The following is a 21,253-nucleotide window of genomic DNA, read 5'->3' on the forward strand; positions in this document are numbered from 1 at the left end:
ATCTATTATGAAAAAATTATTATTACTTGTATTCGCGTGTTTTATGACATTGAATGTATCATCACAGGATATATTTAATGAAGTAAAAAAACTAAAAGCCAATGCTGAAGCATTGATGAATGATGTGACAAAAGATCTTGAAACAAGAAAAATAGCATGTTTCAAAAACGATGCATTGTATTATCTAATGGGAAAGGCTGCAACCGAGGATACTTTTACAGAGTATGAATTAGGTGTTCAAGCTAATGCTATGATAGATTTTGTAAATTTATATCTAAAGCGCCTAGGCAATGAAAAGAAAAAGAAAGACCGTGATATTATTATGGCAAAATTCAAGAACGCGACCATACAAAATACATTGTTTAATGATACGGATAAAGAACTTGTATATGCTTATGTTGATAATGATAAATATATAACACAATTCTCATTGGATACAGATTGGACAAAAGCATTGGAGGCTGTTAGGAAATAGCATATTGGTAATAATACCAATATGTATTTCCATAAGTTTCGCAGAGTTTATTTTTCCGTTCTGTATTATCGAGAATTTCGCGTTCCATTTTCTGGTAATCTTGAAAATCAGCATCCATAATACTGTTTTTAAATATTACTTTAGGGTCTGTGTGTGAATGAACATATAATGTAAGTGCTTCACGATAGTGTTTGGGTAATAAGTCATTGATATCATAGTATCTTGTTATATCCTCAACAAAAGCATCCAAATTTTTGTCCATAAGATAGCCGCATAAAATATAATCTGCAATTTGTTTATTCATTCGACAATTGTGCTTAATATATTCTATATTATTAGAAATATGATTATGTGGAACATCTAAACCTAAATGATGATATATTTCATTAAGATTTATTTTTTTCATTATTATATAGTCCGGCAATAATGCCGCAGATCCTCCTTTTAAAGGATATTCAAATAATTTTTCTGCTAAAACATTCTGTTTTGATAATGTATATATGGTAAGTGCAGTGAGGTGTGTGTCTGTTATATTCACCTTACGAACAGAAGAAAGCGCATCATTATACTTTTTTTCGTAAATACACTGTAACATATGTGCTCTTGCATGAACAAGTTTATTATTATTGCTAAACGTACATATATATAATAACAACACGGTAATACCTAATAGATTTATCCATAAAATATTTATGAATGAATGATTCAGTATAATCTGGTTATTTTTCTTATCCGTTTTCAGGATTAATCTTGAAAACAAAACATAAAGAACTATTACAACTATGGATATAATTGCTATGAAACTAAATGATATGTTAAGTTCTTCAGTCAGTTGTCCTCCTGTAATAAAAGTTAAAAGTATTGCTGAGGGAAAGAATGTCCATGCTGGAAATATTAAATGTTGTTTCCATATTTTGGAAATAATAAAGTTAATTGATAAAATAAGGAGAGCTATTAAAATAGCTCCCCATAAATGGTTGTAGTGTGTATGGCCATTTGAATACGTATATTGCATTAGTGATAGGATATCTGACTGGTAAAAATACAGATAACAGAAACAAAACAATACAAATACGATATTACATAATATATATGTCTGAGAGTACCTCTTATCCATATTTTGTCAATTCTTCTTTAGTACAACAGCCGAGCGCGCAGGAATGTATAGTTTCAGCCATTCTTTGCGTTCGTTTACATATGCTTCATCATAGTTAGTCAGATGAGAAATTGTATCATCGGCAAAACCATTTCCTCCAAATTCCTTAGAGTCTGTATTCAATACGACATCGTAAGAACCGGTGGGAACAAGGAATCCATAATCTGTAAATGAACGTGTAGGATTGAAGTTAAATACAAAAATCAAATCTCCTCGCATATATGCTAAAATCTGGTCACCATCGTTATGCCAAATCTCTGTAACCGGGGTCTTCTGTATACTCTTTATACTTTTCAGCACTTTTATCATCTGACGATCAAAATCTCCAAGGTAATGATAGTCAAGCTCATTATTATCTACAAGATTCCATTGCCTTCGTGCGTATCTATAGCTCCATCCATTTCCTTCACGTGGAAAATCAATCCATTCTGGGTGTCCGAACTCATTACCCATGAAATTCAAATAACCACCATTTATGGTTGAAGCCGTAACAAGGCGTATCATCTTATGTAAGGCTATTCCACGATTTACAGTTCCAGTTTCATCACCTTTTTTAAAATGCCAATACATGTCGGCATCTATCAGACGAAATATTATAGTTTTATCTCCAACTAAGGCTTGGTCATGGCTTTCACAGTAACTGATCGTTTTTTCATCACGACGTCTGTTGGTTGTCTCCCAGAATATGGAACTAGGCTTCCATGCCTCATCTGGCAATTCCTTTATTGTTTTTATCCAATAATCTGGTATGTTCATTGCCATGCGATAATCAAAACCGTAACCACCATCGGTGAATTTTGCAGCAAGCCCTGGCATACCACTGACTTCTTCTGCTATTGTAATGGCATTCGGATTAACCTGATGTATGAGAATATTAGCCAATGTAAGATAGCATATTGCATTATCGTCCTCATGCCCATTGAAATAATCCCCATATCCGCAAAATGCTTCTCCTAATCCATGACTATAATAAAGCATTGAAGTTACACCATCAAATCTAAATCCGTCAAAATGAAATTCTTCAAGCCAATATTTGCAGTTTGATAACAGGAAGTGAATAACTTCGTCCTTTCCATAGTCAAAGCAAAGACTGTCCCATGCCGGATGTTCATGCCGATCGCCGGGATAAAAATATTGATTAGGATCACCGGCTAGATTACCTAGTCCTTCACATTCGTTCTTTACTGCATGGCTGTGTACTATATCCATAATTACAGCAATTCCGTTCTGGTGGGCTGTGTCTATTAGCATTTTCAACTCTTCTGGAGTTCCAAAACGGCTTGATGCGGCAAAGAAGCTACTGACGTGATATCCGAATGATCCATAATAAGGATGTTCCTGTATGGCCATGATTTGGATACAGTTATATCCGTCTTTTATGATGCGAGGCAGGACATCGACTCTGAATTCGTTGTATGTTCCAACTTTTTCAGCATCCTGCGACATGCCGATATGGCATTCGTAGATCAATAAAGGAGACGTATTCGGTTTGAATTTCGTTTTTTTCCATTTATATGGTTCCTCAGGATTCCATACTTGAGCGGAAAAGATTTTAGTATTATTATCCTGTACGACTCTCTGACACCATGCTGGGATTCGTTCGCCACAACCACCATTCCAATATACATGCATCTTGTAGAGGTCTCCATGCTTTATAGCTTTCTCACTCAGTTTCAACTCCCAGTTTCCGTAAGCATCAAGACGTTTTGCCTCATATCTTTCCGTTTCCTGCCAATTGTTGAAGTCACCTACAAGATATAATTTTGTGGCATTAGGAGCCCACTCACGGAAGACCCACCCCCGTGATAGTTTATGTAGTCCATAATATTTATGTCCATTTGCGAAATCCGTTAATGTCTGCTTCCCATTGTTGGTCAATGCTGAAAGTTTCCATAGAGCATGTTCGTGTCTTCCACGAATGGCATTCTCATAATCCTTCAAATAAGGATCATTTTTTATTAGTGCAAGCTGTTTATTGTTTGCAGAACCTGTTGTTTTTTTAGTTTTTGCTGCCATGGTGATAAATTTAACTATTTAATGTTAGTCCTCATATCTTAAACCAGATTCGTAATAACCTTGTTTGATTATATTGCCATTACGGTCCTTTTCTATAAATTTTCCATCGCGAAGATCATCCACATACGAACCCTCAAAACGGATGCCATCCTTGTTTTCCTCTATAGCATTACCGTTTCGCATACCATTCTTGTATATTCCCTTAAAACGGCTGCCGTCTGCATAATGGATTATTATTTCTCCGTCAACTTTTCCATTTTTGAATGTTCCTTCAAAGATGTCACCATTTTTCTTTACAAGTTTCCCCTTGCCATTTTGCATGTCGTTTTGCCATTGTCCGGTATATGAATCGCCATTCTGCCATACGTATGTGCCTTGGCCATCTTTATCACCTTCTTTAAACATTCCTGTATATTTGTCCCCATTTACATATTTGAATATTCCGGTTCCGGTTCTTTCGCCCTGCACGTAATCGCCTTCATACACATCTCCATTTTGGAATTTGTATATACCTTTTCCATTTTGTATGTCATTAAGCCATTCTCCAATATAAACATCACCGTCGGCATATCTGTTGGTTCCTTTGCCTGAACGTTGGTTGTTTATCCACATTCCGTCGTACGTAGTGCCATCACCCCAATCGAAAAATCCTTTTCCGTTTTTCTGGTCATCCTTCCATTCGCCTTCATAATATGCTCCACCGGCGAAAGTGTATTTACCTTTACCTTGACGTTTGTCTTTTTGCCAGTTTCCTTCATATTTGTCGCCGTTATAGTAATACATAACACCATATCCTTGTTGATAATCGCGAAACCATAGGCCTACGTATTTGTTATTATTCATGAAATAGTAGGTTCCGTAACCATGCTGCTGATCCTGAAACCATTCTCCTTCATATTTCTCACCATCAGAGAAAGAATATATTCCTTTTCCTTGGCGTTTACCTTTTACATACTCTCCTTCGTACGTATCTCCGTTTTTGAATGTGGTTATTCCTTTACCGTTAGGCTTGCCGGACTGCATCTCGCCTTTATATAATCCGTTATCACGTGTAACACATGAACCTAATGTTATTTTTTGGGCTGAAATGACAGATGGTATGAAAAATAAAAATATGGATAATAAACGAGTCTTCACTTTTCTGATTTTTGATATGTTTATGCCAAAAGTATGAAAATTACACGATATCTCAAAAATAATTTAGTTTTTTTTGAAAAAATAAGTATTAGATATTTACCAGTTTATGGCATTCATTGCAATAATAGAATTATTGTATTTATATATTCCCAATATAACATTTTACTAGATATGCAAGACTATAAAGGATTATCTATGTCAGATTTAATCATCTCGATTTAGCCATTATGACTTCATTGTATATTTATTCATTTCAAAGACGAATAAAATATCAACGTAATTTTATAAAAAATAAGGATTAACAGAGATCATAAAGTTAACCTAATATGATTACTTGTTTTTTATAATATGTCGAAACCGTATTTTTGTATTTCCAAAAGAAGCTGTTTCATGATATGAAATATACTTTTTTGCTTGCTCATAAAGACCTTTTTATCACGTAAAACAGCCTTTATTGTGATGCAATGTGGCCTTTCTTGTAAAGGTTGGATATATAATAATAACAGTAGTTATAAACTATTGACAATCAAATGAATATATAAAATTATTTAATCTATTTATTTACCATAAAGTGTTGTGGGGAGATGACAAATAGTCGTAATGCGGAGATTTTTGCTGTAAAATATACAGATCTCATGTGACTATTGAAATTTTATGCAATACGCATGTTTGTTGATTTAATGTAAGTTTTATAAAAGTCATGAATTTGCAAGAACAAGATTACGTTATCTCCTGTTGTAGCATCCAGATCACAAACACAGAAAATGTAATAGATCAAATATGTTATTTGCAGAATAACATATTTGATCTATTGGTATCTTATAGAATTACCAGATTTTCTTTCTATTGTTTGATGATAAATTCTTTTGGCTTCAAAAATTATTAGTTAGAAATGAAGATATTAACTTGTGTGTCGGGATATTTTTAATACGTTTTTTGTTTCATTTGTTATTTTATAGCGATTGTCCGGTCGTTCACTTACAAGCCATAGTATATCCCCGCTAGCATCTGTGATGACAAGTTGTTTGTCTTTTTCAAAACTTGTTTTTTTTATATCTGTCATATAATCGCTTATAAGTTTTGATCCCTTCATACCTAAAGGACAAAATCGGTCCCCTCTTGACGCATTCCTTATTGTTAAAGGAAAATCTATCTTGTCTGCATCCAGACACGCACAATCTGCAGATTTATCAATCTGATAGGCCGTATTTTTAATTTCATGGCGAAATGTAAATTTTGTTTTTTCGTCGTAAACGTATATTCCTGTTTCTGCCACCTTCATGACCTTATCCTTGGTATTTTTATCACGCTTTCTTATTATGAGTGTTCCCCTATCCAATAATAAATCATAATTATCAGAGCTCCATTTTCTGCCACTTGTACCGTCCAACCTCTCATATATATGTTTTATGGTTGTTGGACTGAAATTGTATTCCTTAAGGATGTGAAAAAGAGTATATTCTGGTGATGGTTGTAATTTCAGCTTTGCTATATCAATTTGCCCTGCACACAGCACATCGTTCACAGATTGACTGATTGACGAATCAAAGACTTTGATTGACTCTGATACATTCAATGAAGTATTGAATATATTTTTTCTCACGCTTGGATTAATGGTTTCCAATAAAGGTATAACATTCAGTCTTATCTTATTACGCATGACATCATCTATAAAATTTGTACTGTCTGTGACGTAATCTTGATTAAGAGAATGCAGAAAAGCCTCAATATCTTTTCTGCCAACGCATAATAACGGTCTTATTATATGTCCGTTGACAGGTTGTATGCCCTTCAGACCGTTTATGCCTGTGCCACGGATAAGGTTCAACAATACTGTTTCAACACTGTCATCCTGATGGTGAGCCACACAAATGGCTTCCGCGTCCATGTCTTTTCTTAGTTGTTCAAAATAGCTGTATCTCAAGTCTCTTGCAGCCATCTCAATGCTTATCTTCTTGTATGTCGCGTATGAACGCGTATCAAAATGACAACGATGGAGTTTTATGTCAAGGCTTTCGCATAAATCCACACAGAACTTCTCGTCTCTGTCAGATTCTTCACCTCGCAGATGGAAATTGCATGTAACAGCATCTGTATCTATTCCCATCTTTTTCATCACCAACAAAAGGGCTACGCTGTCCGCTCCACCGGACAGCGCAACCAAATATTTGCGGTTTGCTCTGAATAAGTCATATCTTTTAGAAAAGTCTATGACTGTTTCTACGAAACGATACTCTATATTCTTCTCATTCAACATATAATACAAGTCCCTTCAAGTATTCTCCTTCCGGATGGTATATGTTTATGGGATGATCTGCAGGCTGGTGCAATTGATGTAGAATCTTAACTTTACGATTGGCTTGCACTGCTGCTGTAAACACTGCATTCCTGAAATTATCTTTTGTAATTATCTGTGAACAACTGAAAGTGAACAATATACCGCCTGATTTTATATGTTGAAGTCCTTTTTGATTTAGGCGTGTATATCCTTTTAATGCATTATGAATAGCATTGCGGTGTTTTGCAAATGCCGGAGGATCCAATATGACAAGATCATATTTTTCCTGACACTTGTGATCAAGATATTTGAATGCATCTTCACAGAATGCAGAATGACGTTTGTCATCAGGGAAGTTCAATGCGATATTCTGGTTTGTCAGTTCTATGGCTTTTGAACTGCTGTCAACAGAATGTACTATTTTAGCACCTCCACGCATGGCATATACAGAAAACCCGCCTGTATAACAGAACATATTTAAAACGCTCTTGTCTTTTGAGTACATTTCAAGCAATTTGCGATTTTCACGTTGATCTACAAAAAAACCGGTCTTCTGTCCCTTCAGCCAATCCACATGGAACTTAAGACCGTTTTCCAATGTGACATCACTGTTCATCTTACCATAAATGAAACCATTGCAACTGTCTATATCCGCTTTGTAAGGCAATGTCGTTTCACTCTTGTAGTATATGTTTCTGATTCTGTCGCCCATGACAGTGATTATTGCCTTACATATCTCATTTCTGAACATGTGTATTCCTACATTGTGTGCCTGCATTACTGCAGTATCACCGTAGCAGTCTATTATCAATCCGGGAATATTGTCACCCTCTCCATGGAACAGTCTGAATGTTGTATTATAATCATTGTTTATTATTCCAAGGGCTTTTCTCATATTGTATGCAGCTAAAATACGTTGCTGCCAGTATTCGTCGTTGATTTCAATGTCTGAGAACGAAAGCACTCTTATTGCTATTGTGCCTATTTGAAAAAATCCGATTGCAATAAAGGCATTGTCATTGGTAAAAACTTTTACAATGTCTCCGTCTTCTATATTTTCATCCATAGAATTAATTGCACCGGAAAATATCCATGGATGAAATCTTTTGAGACTTTCTTCTTTTCCTCGTTTTAAATATACAGATTTATACATTTGCAATAGATTTATTTATTATTGTCTTTTATTATCAAAGAATAATCACCGCTTTCTTTTAAAGAAATAATTTCCTTATATAATCGTATGCAAGCCCATGCATCAGTTGCAGCATAGCTCATTTGCTTTTCACTTAAAACATCCGCATCCCAATTTGTCAAACGTTGTCTTTTACTTATTTTTTGCTTAAAAAGATTAGCGTATAGTTTCTGTAGGCTTTTGTCTTCTATGCCTATCTCCCCTATTATATCTTGTATATCAATAAACAATCCTGGCTTGAATTCTTGACGTTTTTGTAATGCCGCCAAATCGTCATGCCAAGACAAACCTATCATTGGTACTTCTATATTGCTAAGCAATGAGACTACAGACGGTACCATTCCTATATAATTGAGACGGAATAAAAAGCATATATCTTCTGTTGCAACCTGCAATAATGAGACTTTGTGTTGTTGACCTTTTTTGAATGAAGGCCTTGTTTCTGTATCAACGCCTAAAATCTCTGTTGACAACAAAAACGCAACCGCCTTATCCGCTTCACGTTCACTATTCACGGTTATAATCTTTCCGGGAAAGCTTGCTAACGGCAAATCCTTTATATCGTCTTTATTTAACTTGTTGTATATTGTCTTCATTGTTTGCATTTAAAACAATTTGCAAAATTAGAAAAAAGTTGCGAATTTATGGTCGTTTCCGACTTTTTTACGCTATTTTTGCACATAAATAATTGAACAAAGAAATGGTCAAGAAGAAATCCGAGCGTAAACCGAAAAACATAATGGAAGCAGTGGGCTTTCAGAATATATTTAACAGTGAGAAAACAGATTTTTTATTAGGACTTATAATATTAATCATTGCAACATATATTATCATCGCAATGGTTTCTTTTTTAAATACAGGGCAGGCCGACCAGAGTATACTTGAAGATTTAAGACCGGGGGAATGGCTGAATACCAATCATGTATTCAAGAATTATTGTGGAAGTATTGGAAGTATCATCGCATATACATTAATAACAGTGAATTTTGGCTTACCGGCATTTATCATACCTGTTTTTTTTATAATTGTCGGGTTGAAAATGATGAAAATATGTACGGTAAACCTTTGGAAATGGTTTATGTGTCTTACAATAGTGATGATTTGGACATCTGTATCATTTGCCAAATTTCTAGCACCTTTAATGGAGAACAGCATATTTAATCCTGGGGGAAATCATGGATTGTTTTGTGTTCAGAACATGGAGAATGTTATAGGTGCTCCGGGCTTGACTGCAGTTCTTATTTTTGTAGCAATTGCCTTTTTGACATATTTGAGTGCAGAAACTATAAATATTGTAAGAAAGGTACTTAATCCGGTTGGATACCTTACACGGAAGGTAAAATTTACTGTTATAAGTAATACAAACCACGATTCTTCAGATATGCAAATTGTAGAAAATGAAGATAAGAAGGAAATGGCAGGTATGAATGATTCTGTAATAAAAGATAAAATACCGGATGATTCAGAAACAATTCACACTCCGACAGTTATTGATCTTACAGAAGACCTCTCAGAGAAGGGCAATAAAAAGAAAATATCTGACGAAAAAGAACCGGCTAAAGATTCAAATAATGAACTCGTTGTTGAAATATCGAAAAATCCGGAACGTCCAGACGCTGATAGTAACAAAAAGGTTGTGAATGACGATGTTCTCAATTCGCCGATAAATCCTAAGGAACCATTTACAAAATACAAGTATCCAACAATAGATTTACTTAAAAAATATGACAATGATGGTAAACCGTTCGTTGATATGGATGAAATCAGGGCAAACAATGAGCAGATTGTAAAAGTTCTGAAAAGTTTTGGAGTAGATATCAGTGAAATAAAAGCTACAGTTGGGCCGACAATAACCCTTTATGAGATAACACCAGCACCAGGTGTTCGTATATCAAAAATAAGAAATCTTGAAGATGATATAGCACTTAGTCTTTCTGCTCTAGGAATAAGAATTATTGCTCCTATTCCTGGAAAAGGAACAATCGGCATTGAGGTTCCAAACCGCAAAGCTAACATTGTATCTATGGAGAGCATTATCAATTCAAAAAAATTCATAGATTCAAACATGGAGTTACCAATAGCATTGGGTAAAACAATTTCAAATGATGTGCTTATTGTGGATTTGGCAAAAATACCACATTTGCTTGTAGCAGGTGCTACTGGTCAAGGTAAATCAGTTGGATTAAATGCTATAATTACATCATTGTTGTATAAAAAACATCCGAATGAATTAAAATTTGTGCTTATAGATCCCAAAAAAGTAGAATTTAGCGTTTATTCTCCTATTGCTGATCATTTCATGGCAACATTACCTGAAAATGATGAAGAACCGATTATAACTGATGTGTCAAAAGTTGTGCGTACATTAAACAGTCTATGCACACTGATGGAACATCGTTATGATATGTTGAAGCAGGCGAAGGTTAGGAATATAAAGGAATATAATCATAAGTATGTAAATCATGAGCTTGATCTGACAAAAGGCCATGAGTATATGCCATATATTGTTGTTATTATCGATGAGTTCGGTGATTTGATAATGACTGCAGGCAAAGAAATTGAAATGCCTATTGCACGCATTGCTCAACTTGCACGTGCTGTTGGTATTCATATGGTCATTGCCACACAACGCCCTACAACAAATATTATAACGGGTACTATAAAGGCGAACTTTCCGGGCAGAATCGCGTTCAAAGTTACTTCGATGATAGATTCACGCACTATTCTTGATCAACCCGGTGCCAACCAACTTGTAGGACGTGGTGATATGCTTATTCTTGATGGACGGACCCCGAATCCAGTTCGTGTACAATGTGCATTCGTTGATACCCCTGAAGTAAAAAATATAAATGAATATATAGAATCACAACCAGGCCCAGTAGAACCCATGGAGCTACCTGAACCAGAAACAAAATCAGATGGTTCTTCGGAAGGTTCTATGAATAATGAAATTTCGAATCTTGATCCCTACTTCGAAGAAGCTGCAAATCATATTGTTACAACACAACAAGGAAGTACAAGTATGATACAACGACGTTTCTCTATTGGTTATAATCGTGCAGGACGACTTATGGATCAGTTGGAAAAGGCAGGAATTGTCGGAGCAGCTCATGGGAGCAAACCTAGGGAAGTTCTTGTGTCAGATATAAATCAGTTAAATGTTATATTAAAACAAATCAAAAATTAACTTATATGAAAAAAATTAATATTATAATCATATTATTGATAATTATTACCACGGGTGTATACGCACAAAATACCACACAGGCTCGTTCTGTTCTTGATAAGACAGCAGGTATTTTAAATAGAAAAGGAGGACTGAGTATAAATTTTTCTATGACTAGTTCAAAAACAGAAACTATTTCTGGTATAATTGCAATAAAGGGTAAGAAATATAATGTACGTACTTCTCAAGCCATAGTCTGGTTTAATGGAAAAACGCAATGGACGTATATGAAGAATACCAATGAGGTAAATATAACGACTCCTTCTCAAGCACAACAGCAAATGATGAATCCGTATGCATTTATAAATATATATCGTAGCGGATACAATCTATCAATGAAAACACAGGGAAAAAATTATGTTGTACATATGACTGCTCAAAATAAAAGTATACAAGAAATATATGTGACAATTAATAAATCAACATATATTCCTTCTGCTGTAAAGATACGTCAAGGTTCAGTATGGACTTCTATATCAATCAGCAACTTTATAACAAAAAATCAGTCTGATAATATTTTCACATTCCGCTCGAAAGATTACCCAAATGCGGAAATTGTCGATTTAAGATAATACAATATTGATGAAAGCCTGTGATTTATTCAAGGAACTGCACCGTCATCGTAAATATGCCGGAATACGTAATGTGAACTTTACAAGAAACCGTACTGCGAAATATGTAATATATTCATTATTCGCATTTGTTATCGTATATTTGATAATAATTGCTATGGGGTTAGCGTTTATCGTCAATGACAATGATAATAACGAAATATCATCAGTAGAATGTATTTCGGCATTGTTTCCATTTATTCTTATGATTGATTTTCTCTGTCGTTTTATTATGCAGCAAACCCCTTCACAAATAATAAAACCTTATACATTATTACCAATAAAGCGTTCATCTTGTATTAAAAATTTCATTTTAACATCATTATTCTCTCCAGGCAACTTCGTATGGTTCGCACTGATATTGCCATACTCACTAATGTCTGTAGTTTTCAATTATGGATTTTCTGTAACAATTATACTTTTAGTGTATTCTTGGATTCTTATAATGGCGAACAACCAATGGTATCTGATTGTGCGAACATTAATAAATGATACCGTTATATATTGGTTGATACCAATACTCGTTTATGCGTTAGTTTTCTCTCCTTCTTTTGTTGGTAGAAATAGTAATATAGAACAGATGTTATATTTCTATTCGGAAATAGGAGCAATGCTGCAAAATAACAATATATTGCCAATTGTTATTGCTCTAATAATACTTGGTGTCCTTGTATTCATAAATCAGAAAGTACAACTTTCATACATTAAAAGGGAAATTTCATCATCCAAAAATCCTGCAAAGCACCAAATAAGTACATTCTCATTTTTAGAAAAATATGGAGAATGCGGATTATATCTACAGCTCGAGATTAAGACAATATTACGCAATAAAAATCCACGTAAAGCTCTGATTTATTCTACTCTTCTAGTTATATTTTTCAGTTGTATTATTAGTTATACGACTGTTTATGATTCCAGATATATGACAAATTTCTGGTGTCTTTATAACTTAGTGATTTATGGTTCAACAATGCTTATTAAGATAATGGGCTACGAAGGTAATTATTTTGATTTCCTAATAACAAGACGAGAAAATATATTATCCTTACTACGTGCCAAATATATATTGTATTCTTTAATGCTTCTATTCCCTTTTATATTGATGCTTCCTATAGTGATTATTGGAAAATGGTCTTTAATAATGTTGGTTTCATTTACTATTTTCACAGCAGGGTTCCAATATTTTATACTTTTTCAAATGGCGGTATACAATCAACAGACAATACCACTAAATACAAAATTTATCGGAAAAAATAGTATGAACGACAACAATTTCCAGATATTGGCAAGTATTGTATGTATGTTATTTCCTGTGCTATTCGTTTCAATATTGCAACTGATGTTTGAAGAAATAATATCATATATAATAATATTAATTATAGGCCTTACATTTATACTGACTTATCCATTATGGCTTCGCAACATATATAAACGTTTTATGAAACGACGTTATATAAAAATGGAGGCCTTTCGTGCGACACGCTGATGTATATGCATTTAACAGAAAATAAACCGCTAACTGTATACAAAGCCAGTGCCGGAAGCGGAAAAACATATACGTTATCAATAGAATATATAAAACTATTGATAACGCAACCTCAATGTTATAGAAAAATTCTAGCAGTTACATTTACGAATAAGGCTACAGAGGAGATGAAAATACGTATCCTTAGTCAGCTTTATGGTATATGGAAACAGTTGCCGGACTCTAAACACTATATTGACAGGGTTACGAGTGACCTGTCTGTCTCAGAGGCGTTTGCTTCTAAACAGGCCGGAATAGCCCTGCATAGCATTATACACGATTACAACTATTTCAGAATAGAAACCATTGATTCTTTTTTTCAGAGCGTATTGAATAATCTCGCAAGAGAGTTAGATCTTACTGCGAATCTCAGAGTTGAATTGAATGATTATCAAATAGAGCAACACGCTGTTGATAAACTCATTGAAGAACTTGGTAAGAAAGATGATCTGTTAAAATGGATTCTTTCATATATTAAGGAAAATATTGAAGACAATAAAAATTGGAATGTAATAAGTCAGATAAAGAAATTTGGAGAAAATATATTCCGTGATTTTTATAAAGCTAATTGTACCTGCCTTAATGAAGTACTTCAAGATAAAATAAAACTACAAAGTTTTACGAAATCTTTGAAAGAAATAATACTTCGTATGAAGATTGGTATGAAAAAACAATGTGAACGTTTCAATTCCATATTGTCTGCATCAGAACTTGAGATTAATGATTTTGCTTATGGAAAAGCCGGAGCATGCGGTTATTTCCTTAAATTATCAGAAAATCAATATGACGGCAGTATACTTACCAAACGTATTCAGTCTGTAATTGAAAGTCCGGATAAGTGGTTGAGAAAAGGTGAAAAAGACAAACACAAGCGAGCAATGCTTGAAAATGTCGTAAATGAAAGTCTGTGGCCTCTACTTGTCGAAACGGAGCAATTACGCTCAAATATGTGGAAGTTTTACAAATCTGCAGAACTTACTTTGCAGCATATCAATCAATTACGCCTGCTTAATAGTATAGAAAATAAAGTCAGAGAATTAAATGCTGACGCAAATCGTTTTCTTTTAAGCGATACACAATATCTATTGCATTCACTGATAAATGACTCAGATTCTCCATTTATATTCGAAAAAATCGGAACACAACTTGAATATGTGATGATAGACGAGTTTCAAGATACTAGCACAATACAATGGAGTAATTTTAAGATTCTACTTGAAGAATGCATGAGCCACAGTACAGAAGGAAATCTGATTGTTGGTGATGTCAAACAAAGTATATACAGATGGCGTTCCGGTGACTGGCGGTTATTGAATAATATAGAGTCACAATTTGCTGATACAGGTAAAAATTTGTCCGTTAAAACACTTGATACCAATTATCGTTCAAGTCGTAAAATAATAGAGTTTAATAATGTATTCTTTAGTACGGCGGCAAAAATTGAATATGAAAAGCAATATAACGAATCACATGATGATCAATTAGCTCGACAGCTCGCATTAGCTTATAGTGATGTTATTCAGAAAATACCAGACACGAAACCGGATAACGGTTTCGTGGATATAGAACTGTTACCACAAAATAATTATCAAGAAAATACGCTTCAACGCATAAGAGAAATTATAGATGAGTTGATAAGCAAAGGCATTCCACAAAATCACATAGCAATAATAGTACGTTCAAACACAAATGCACAACTTATAGCAGAACATTTTTCACAGACTGCAGATTATATAAATATTGTATCGGAAGATGCATTCAAGATTGAAAGTTCTGTAGCCGTAAATATTATTATTAATGCAATACGACTGTTGCTCAATCCAGAGAACAATATAGCAAAAGCATATCTTGTAAAAGCCTACCGCAATAAGATTCTTCATAAGAATGTATCGGATGATGTATATGCCGAAGGGACAGACTTGTCGGGTAACGATTCTCTGCCGAAAGGTTTTATGGACCAGCGTATGCACATGCTTACAAAATCCCTTTATGATATTGTCGAAAACATATTCATGTTATTTCATCTGCATGAAATCAAGGAAGAATGCGCATATATATGTACATTCTATGATCTTTTATGCAAATTTATAAAAGACAACACTCCCGATCTTGATGCATTTATCGAAGAATGGGACAACAGTATACACGATAAAACTATACAAGCAAATGAAATTGATGGCATACGCTTAATAACCATTCACAAGAGTAAAGGTCTTGAGTTTGATAACGTTATTGTTCCTTTTTGCGACTGGAAAGTAAATGATTCTGGAACTATTTGGTGTTATCCACAAGAAGCACCATTTAATACTCTGCCTATCATTCCAATTGATTACAGGCCTAAGCAGATGAAAGGTACAATATATGAAAAGGATTATTTGAATGAATATCTGCAAAATACAGTAGACAATCTTAATTTACTATATGTTGCTTTTACAAGAGCGGCCAACAATCTGTTTGTTATAGGGAAGCGCAATAACTCACAATTACGTTCTGATCTTATTGAGAAAAGCCTACCTATTGTAAATGAGCAACTCAAAGGTTCCGAATATGAACGTAACGAAGATCTCTCAATTCCAATAACGTTCAGTTATGGTAACATATATATTCCACAGAAAGAAAACAATGACGAAACGTCACATAACGTCTTCATGCAACCTGTTTCACAGATAGAAACAAACATACACACATATGTTTGTAAGGCAGATTTCCGTCAAAGTAATAAAAGTCGCGATTTTATCGAAGGTGACAGTGAGGATAAACAGAAACGATACATTCGGCTTGGTTCTGTTCTTCATAAACTGTTTTCATCTATACATACGGTAGACGATATAGATGACGCCCTGCACAAATTGGAATATGAAGGTATTATTTATGATTGTGGTATGACACCTGAAGAAATACGCAGAATGTTGTCACAACGACTTTCCAGACCACAAGTAGCAGAATGGTTTTCTGATAGATGGAAGCTTTTCAATGAATGTGCCATTCTTTCTTACGATAAAGAAAAACAAATGACCGTAACTCATCGTCCTGACCGTGTTATGACAGACGGGCGACAGATGATAATAGTAGATTTTAAATTCGGCAATCCCAAACGCGAATACTATCAGCAAGTAAGGGAATATATGGCGCTTGTCTCCCAAATGGGATACAAAGAAGTAAAAGGGTATTTGTGGTTTGTTTATTCAAATGAAATTGTTGAAGTAAGATGAAAAGTTTCCTAGAGTATGTGTCAGAAGACATAATAAATAAGTTTGGATACGATATGTCACGCACAGCGGTAGTTTTTCCTAACAAGAGAGCCGCCCTTTTCATGAACGAGTGTTTGGTAAGAATCGCTGATAAACCAGTATGGAGTCCGGTTTACATAACCATCAGTGATCTGTTCTGCAAACACTCCAACTTGACTGTGGCAGATCCGATAAAGCTAATATGTGAGTTGCATAAATCATTTATCAAATATTCCGGTACAAACGAGAGCTTGGATCATTTCTACGGGTGGGGACAACTGTTACTTTCCGATTTTGATGATATCGACAAAAATATGGCTGACGCTCATAAAGTGTTTGCAAATCTCAAAAATATTCACGAACTTGATGATATATCATATCTTACTGAAGAACAGAAGGATATACTAAAAAGGTTTTTTATTAACTTTAATGATAACAGCCAAACAGAACTGAAGAAAAGATTTTTAAGTCTTTGGCAACACTTCGGCAATATATATGACGACTTCAACAATCGTCTTATTAATATGGGTATTGCATACGAAGGTGCCCTATATCGCAGAGTTGCGACAGACGACAATCAGTCTTATGAATATGACAGATATATCTTTGTAGGATTTAATATGCTGCATAAGGTGGAACGAATCATGTTCGACCGTCTGAAGAAACAAGGCAAAGCGTTTTTTTATTGGGACTTTGACAAATACTATATGCCAAGAAAAGACATTGCATATAACGAGGCCGGACATTACATATCGCAATATTTGAAATATTTTCCAAATGAATTAGACTGTTTCGATTCGGAAATATATGACAACCTCAGCAAGAAAAAAAATATAAAATATATCAATGCCTCTACAGAGACTATACAGGCACGGTATGTAAGTGACTGGCTGCGAACAGATGGACGAATGACTGATGGTGCACGAACGGCTGTAATCATGTGTGATGAAAACATGCTGCAAAGTATACTTTACAGCCTTCCTCCGGAAATAGGGAATGCTAATATCACAACAGGATATCCATTGGCCCTGTCACCAGTGGCATCATTTGTCATGCATCTGTTAGAATTACAGCTCAATGGACATAAGGGAAACTCGGACAGATTCTATCTTAAATATGTTTTAAGAGTATTAAAGCATCCATATATATGTTTCATTTCGGATAAGGCTGAAGAGTTGGTCACCCAACTAAGTACACATAAGATTTACTATCCGCAACGCAACATGTTGTCGAAAGATGAAAATCTCAAGACAATGTTCTGTGACATAAATATCAGTGAAAAATACAACCAATCTTCTGCACTATCAAATCTTTGTCTACTAAAATGGATGATGGATATAATAAGTATAGTTGGAATGAATTGTAAAGAGTCTACAGATGTACTCATAAAGGAATCTGTCTTCAGAATGTATACGGTGTTAAGCCGACTAGCTGCACTTACAGAATCTGGCGACCTATCTGTGGATACAAATACATTGAGACGCCTCATAAAACAACTTATCGATTCTACATCTATACCTTTTCATGGTGAGCCGGCTGTGGGAGTGCAGATAATGGGAATACTTGAAACACGTAATCTGGATTTCGATCATGTACTACTGTTATCTTGCAATGACGGAAAAATGCCCAAAGGAGTAAACGATGCCTCGTTCATACCCTACTCCATCAGAAAGGCCTATGGCTTAACTACAATAGATAACAAGATCTCCATATATTCATATTATTTTCATAGTATAATACAACGTGCTACGGACATAACAATGATTTACAATAGTTCAGCAGAAAATGGACGTGGAGAAATGAGCCGTTTCATGCTTCAGCTAATGATAGAAAGTCCACATAAAATAGTCTGTGAGAACCTGCAAGCCGGATGCACATCGGCACAATCTGTGCCAAACTGTATCGACAAGAGCGATGCTGTTATGAATGTATTGGACGGAATACAGAGAATATCACCATCTGCAATAAACCAATACAAACGTTGTCAACTCCAGTTTTTTTATAACCATATAGCAAAAATAAAAGAGCCAGACAATGTTGATGATGACACTATGGATAACAGAATATTTGGTAATATATTCCATAAGACAGCGTTTTATATATACAATGACATGGCAGGACATGATGGCCTGATCAGAAGTGATGATATTGACCGTTTTCTTAAAGATCCGAAAATTGTAGAATCTGTTGTCGACAAAGTGTTCAATGAAGAACTGTTCAAGTCCGACTGTATTCAATCTGCCCCTGAATATAACGGTCTGCAGCTTATCAATAGAGAAGTAATAATCGGTTATATCCGTCAGTTGATGAAACTGGACCGCGAAATGACTCCTTTCAAAATACTCGGACTTGAAACGCCAGCTTATACCAATGTCTGCTTCTCAACTGGACATGGACAACGTAATATCGAAATAGGAGGTATAATAGACCGCATAGATCTGACCGGAAATGATTTGGAAAAGATAAGAATCGTGGACTATAAAACCGGACGTCAGCCAATAAAAAAGATAAATTCTTTGGAAGAGGTTTTCTCTAGCGATAGTATAGAGGACAAACATGGCGACTATTTCTTTCAGGTAATGCTCTATTCACTTATCATAACAACATCACAGGAGTACTGCAGAAGCGGTAAGAAGGTTAGTCCTGCTCTGTTTTTCATAAGACACAGCATGCAAGATGGATACGATCCGATATTAGCTATTGCAGACGAGCCAATAGACGACATACGCAAATATGGTAAAGATTTCACAGAAAATTTGAAACATATTTTGAGTGAAATATTTGATCCACGGATAGCTTTTGTCCCTACAGATAATAAGATGCGGTGTTTGTCATGTCCATACAGATCGATATGTAGGATATAAAATACAACAATAAATATCAATCATTATGTCATACGATTTCATAATAAGAATATTGGCGGCAGCCGTTATCGGTGGGGCTATTGGAATTGAACGTGAATATCGGGCCAAAGAAGCTGGATTCCGCACACATTTCCTCGTAGCCTTGGGTAGTGCACTATTTATGGTTGTATCACAGTTTGGGTTTGAACAAACAGGCTTAAATATGAACAACATCTCGTTAGATCCATCAAGAGTTGCATCACAAGTGGTAACAGGTATCGGTTTCATTGGGGCCGGCATAATAATATTTCAGAAACATGCTGTCCGTGGCCTTACTACGGCTGCTGGCCTGTGGGTTACATCGGCAATTGGCCTGGCGTGTGGTTCCGGATTGTATTTTCTCGCCTTTGTTACAATGATATTGGTACTCATATGTTTGGAAGTGTTGTATTTCATAGTAAGAGGCGTTGAATCGAAACGTATCACGGTAACATTCTCTCCCCTGTCCAAAGACATGGTTGCCGGCGTAATAGACACCCTCAGAAATGAAGGAATAGACGTTAAGTCATATCATATAAAACATTGCTATGACAACATTGCGCCACATTATATAATGAATGTCTACATCAACGTAAGAGGAAATAACTTTGAAGACACTATAAAAAAGATTTTGACAGATTTCGATGGAGTATCCATAGAGGAAATAGAATAAGTGGATATCAATAAGTAAAGATATGTACTGTCTGATCTATGAAGAATACATCAATTATAAATCAGATATTCTCATTTTGTGACGTTATGTAATATGAAGATTTTAGAAATAATACAAATAGAATAATTAAAAATACGATTTTAAAAGTATACCATAAAATAATTGTCATATAGCAGATTCGTTATGACATATGCACAACTAGTGTCCAATATGGGCTCTTTTATGCTGTGAAATAGGCTTTTTTATACAACGAAACAGTCTTTATCACACAGTGAAAAAGAGCTTTTAGTGATGTAAAATAGCCATTTATACGAGCTCAACTTATACAAATAATATCTAATATCTTCACAATGTGTTTCTTGATGAAGAACAACGTTATATATATTTAAAGAATATCATGATAACCCATGAAAACGTGCTACTCTCATTTATGTCTATAAGAAAATAGTTTGCAATAAACAAAACTGCATAGTGGCTTATCCCTCAGCAAAAAATCATGCACGAATATGAAATTCAAGCATCTTTATTTTATTTGATAATATATTTATCAAATCCATACATAAGTATTTCCTACATATATATGTAATGACTGAAAAAACAGAAAATACAGAATGTAGGTAAAAAAAAAAGTGTAATTTTGCCACATAATATATACATATAGTCATTTAATAAAAAACAATGAATTCAAACTTTGAATACTACATTTACTGTATTTTAGCTGTAATTGCAGCTTTCTTTATTTTTAAAAAGGTAGCAGGATGTCTTATAAAAATAGTCATAATTGCTGCAATTATTGGTGTCATGCTGTTATTATATTATTACAAATTTCAGTAAAAACACCAAATATATACT

Annotated in this window: 13 protein-coding genes; 7 read left to right on the forward strand and 6 right to left on the reverse strand. The window is 34.7% G+C overall.

From position 1 onward, the window contains the following. Positions 1-7 precede the first annotated feature (7 nt). Positions 8-475 (forward strand): hypothetical protein, encoded by a 468-nt coding sequence (locus tag WKT13_RS10400; protein WP_298617945.1) that lies wholly within the window; start codon positions 8-10, stop codon positions 473-475. Here the strand turns inward: WKT13_RS10400 and WKT13_RS10405 are convergent. The 6 genes from WKT13_RS10405 to WKT13_RS10430 all read right to left on the reverse strand — a co-directional run bounded on the left by WKT13_RS10405 (position 465) and on the right by WKT13_RS10430 (position 8,850). After that, entirely contained in the window at positions 465-1,592 is a 1,128-nt protein-coding gene (locus WKT13_RS10405) for a DUF6057 family protein (RefSeq protein WP_340323820.1), read from the reverse strand. The genes WKT13_RS10400 and WKT13_RS10405 overlap by 11 nt on opposite strands. Positions 1,593-1,598: 6 nt before the next feature. Beyond that, positions 1,599-3,647: an alpha amylase C-terminal domain-containing protein gene (locus tag WKT13_RS10410; RefSeq protein ID WP_340323821.1), complete on the reverse strand. Its 2,049-nt coding sequence runs from the start codon at positions 3,645-3,647 to the stop codon at positions 1,599-1,601. A gap of 24 nt (positions 3,648-3,671) precedes the next feature. After that, positions 3,672-4,784: a phosphatidylinositol-4-phosphate 5-kinase gene (locus WKT13_RS10415; protein ID WP_340323822.1), complete on the reverse strand. Its 1,113-nt coding sequence runs from the start codon at positions 4,782-4,784 to the stop codon at positions 3,672-3,674. 901 nt (positions 4,785-5,685) lie between these two features. Further along, positions 5,686-7,041, reverse strand: coding sequence for a tRNA lysidine(34) synthetase TilS (gene tilS / locus WKT13_RS10420; RefSeq protein ID WP_340323823.1), 1,356 nt, complete (start codon positions 7,039-7,041; stop codon positions 5,686-5,688). After that, the gene (locus WKT13_RS10425; protein ID WP_340323824.1) at positions 7,031-8,215 is read right to left on the reverse strand and encodes a class I SAM-dependent rRNA methyltransferase; all 1,185 of its coding nucleotides are present in this window, start codon (positions 8,213-8,215) and stop codon (positions 7,031-7,033) included. The genes tilS and WKT13_RS10425 overlap by 11 nt, the downstream gene beginning before the upstream one ends. A gap of 11 nt (positions 8,216-8,226) precedes the next feature. Further along, a complete protein-coding gene (locus WKT13_RS10430; protein ID WP_298617930.1) occupies positions 8,227-8,850 on the reverse strand; it encodes a 3'-5' exonuclease in 624 nt (207 codons plus the stop codon). A 104-nt stretch (positions 8,851-8,954) separates the two neighbouring features. Between WKT13_RS10430 and WKT13_RS10435 the strand changes: the two genes are divergently transcribed. Genes WKT13_RS10435 through WKT13_RS10460 form a run of 6 tightly spaced genes read left to right on the forward strand, consistent with a single transcriptional unit; the run spans position 8,955 to position 20,401 of the window. Continuing rightward, complete coding sequence (locus WKT13_RS10435; RefSeq protein WP_340323825.1) at positions 8,955-11,441, forward strand: FtsK/SpoIIIE family DNA translocase; 2,487 nt, start codon at positions 8,955-8,957, stop codon at positions 11,439-11,441. 5 nt (positions 11,442-11,446) lie between these two features. Further along, positions 11,447-12,052, forward strand: a complete 606-nt coding sequence (locus tag WKT13_RS10440; RefSeq protein ID WP_340323826.1) for a LolA-like putative outer membrane lipoprotein chaperone — start codon at positions 11,447-11,449, stop codon at positions 12,050-12,052. 10 nt (positions 12,053-12,062) lie between these two features. Next, positions 12,063-13,577, forward strand: coding sequence for a DUF5687 family protein (locus tag WKT13_RS10445; protein WP_340323827.1), 1,515 nt, complete (start codon positions 12,063-12,065; stop codon positions 13,575-13,577). Positions 13,578-13,582: 5 nt separating this feature from the next. Continuing rightward, a complete protein-coding gene (locus WKT13_RS10450; protein ID WP_340323828.1) occupies positions 13,583-16,828 on the forward strand; it encodes a UvrD-helicase domain-containing protein in 3,246 nt (1,081 codons plus the stop codon). After that, on the forward strand, positions 16,825-19,710 hold the full coding sequence (locus tag WKT13_RS10455; protein WP_340323829.1) for a PD-(D/E)XK nuclease family protein: 2,886 nt from the start codon (positions 16,825-16,827) through the stop codon (positions 19,708-19,710). Before WKT13_RS10450 ends, WKT13_RS10455 begins: the two co-directional genes overlap by 4 nt. A gap of 25 nt (positions 19,711-19,735) precedes the next feature. Then, on the forward strand, positions 19,736-20,401 hold the full coding sequence (locus WKT13_RS10460; RefSeq protein WP_340323830.1) for an MgtC/SapB family protein: 666 nt from the start codon (positions 19,736-19,738) through the stop codon (positions 20,399-20,401). The last annotated feature ends 852 nt before the right edge of the window (positions 20,402-21,253 follow it).

This window comes from Prevotella sp. HCN-7019, from assembly GCF_037890215.1.
GTDB lineage: Bacteria > Bacteroidota > Bacteroidia > Bacteroidales > Bacteroidaceae > Prevotella.

Bases quoted from the DNA above. Each gene is read 5' to 3' on its own strand.
- WKT13_RS10425 (WP_340323824.1), bottom strand. From the start codon at position 8,215: ATGTATAAATCTGTATATTTAAAACGAGGAAAAGAAGAAAGTCTCAAA.
- WKT13_RS10400 (WP_298617945.1), top strand. From the start codon at position 8: ATGAAAAAATTATTATTACTTGTATTCGCGTGTTTTATGACATTGAAT.
- WKT13_RS10455 (WP_340323829.1), top strand. From the start codon at position 16,825: ATGAAAAGTTTCCTAGAGTATGTGTCAGAAGACATAATAAATAAGTTT.
- WKT13_RS10450 (WP_340323828.1), top strand. From the start codon at position 13,583: ATGCATTTAACAGAAAATAAACCGCTAACTGTATACAAAGCCAGTGCC.
- WKT13_RS10460 (WP_340323830.1), top strand. From the start codon at position 19,736: ATGTCATACGATTTCATAATAAGAATATTGGCGGCAGCCGTTATCGGT.
- WKT13_RS10430 (WP_298617930.1), bottom strand. From the start codon at position 8,850: ATGAAGACAATATACAACAAGTTAAATAAAGACGATATAAAGGATTTG.
- WKT13_RS10440 (WP_340323826.1), top strand. From the start codon at position 11,447: ATGAAAAAAATTAATATTATAATCATATTATTGATAATTATTACCACG.
- WKT13_RS10435 (WP_340323825.1), top strand. From the start codon at position 8,955: ATGGTCAAGAAGAAATCCGAGCGTAAACCGAAAAACATAATGGAAGCA.
- tilS (WP_340323823.1), bottom strand. From the start codon at position 7,041: ATGTTGAATGAGAAGAATATAGAGTATCGTTTCGTAGAAACAGTCATA.
- WKT13_RS10445 (WP_340323827.1), top strand. From the start codon at position 12,063: ATGAAAGCCTGTGATTTATTCAAGGAACTGCACCGTCATCGTAAATAT.
- WKT13_RS10410 (WP_340323821.1), bottom strand. From the start codon at position 3,647: ATGGCAGCAAAAACTAAAAAAACAACAGGTTCTGCAAACAATAAACAG.
- WKT13_RS10405 (WP_340323820.1), bottom strand. From the start codon at position 1,592: ATGGATAAGAGGTACTCTCAGACATATATATTATGTAATATCGTATTT.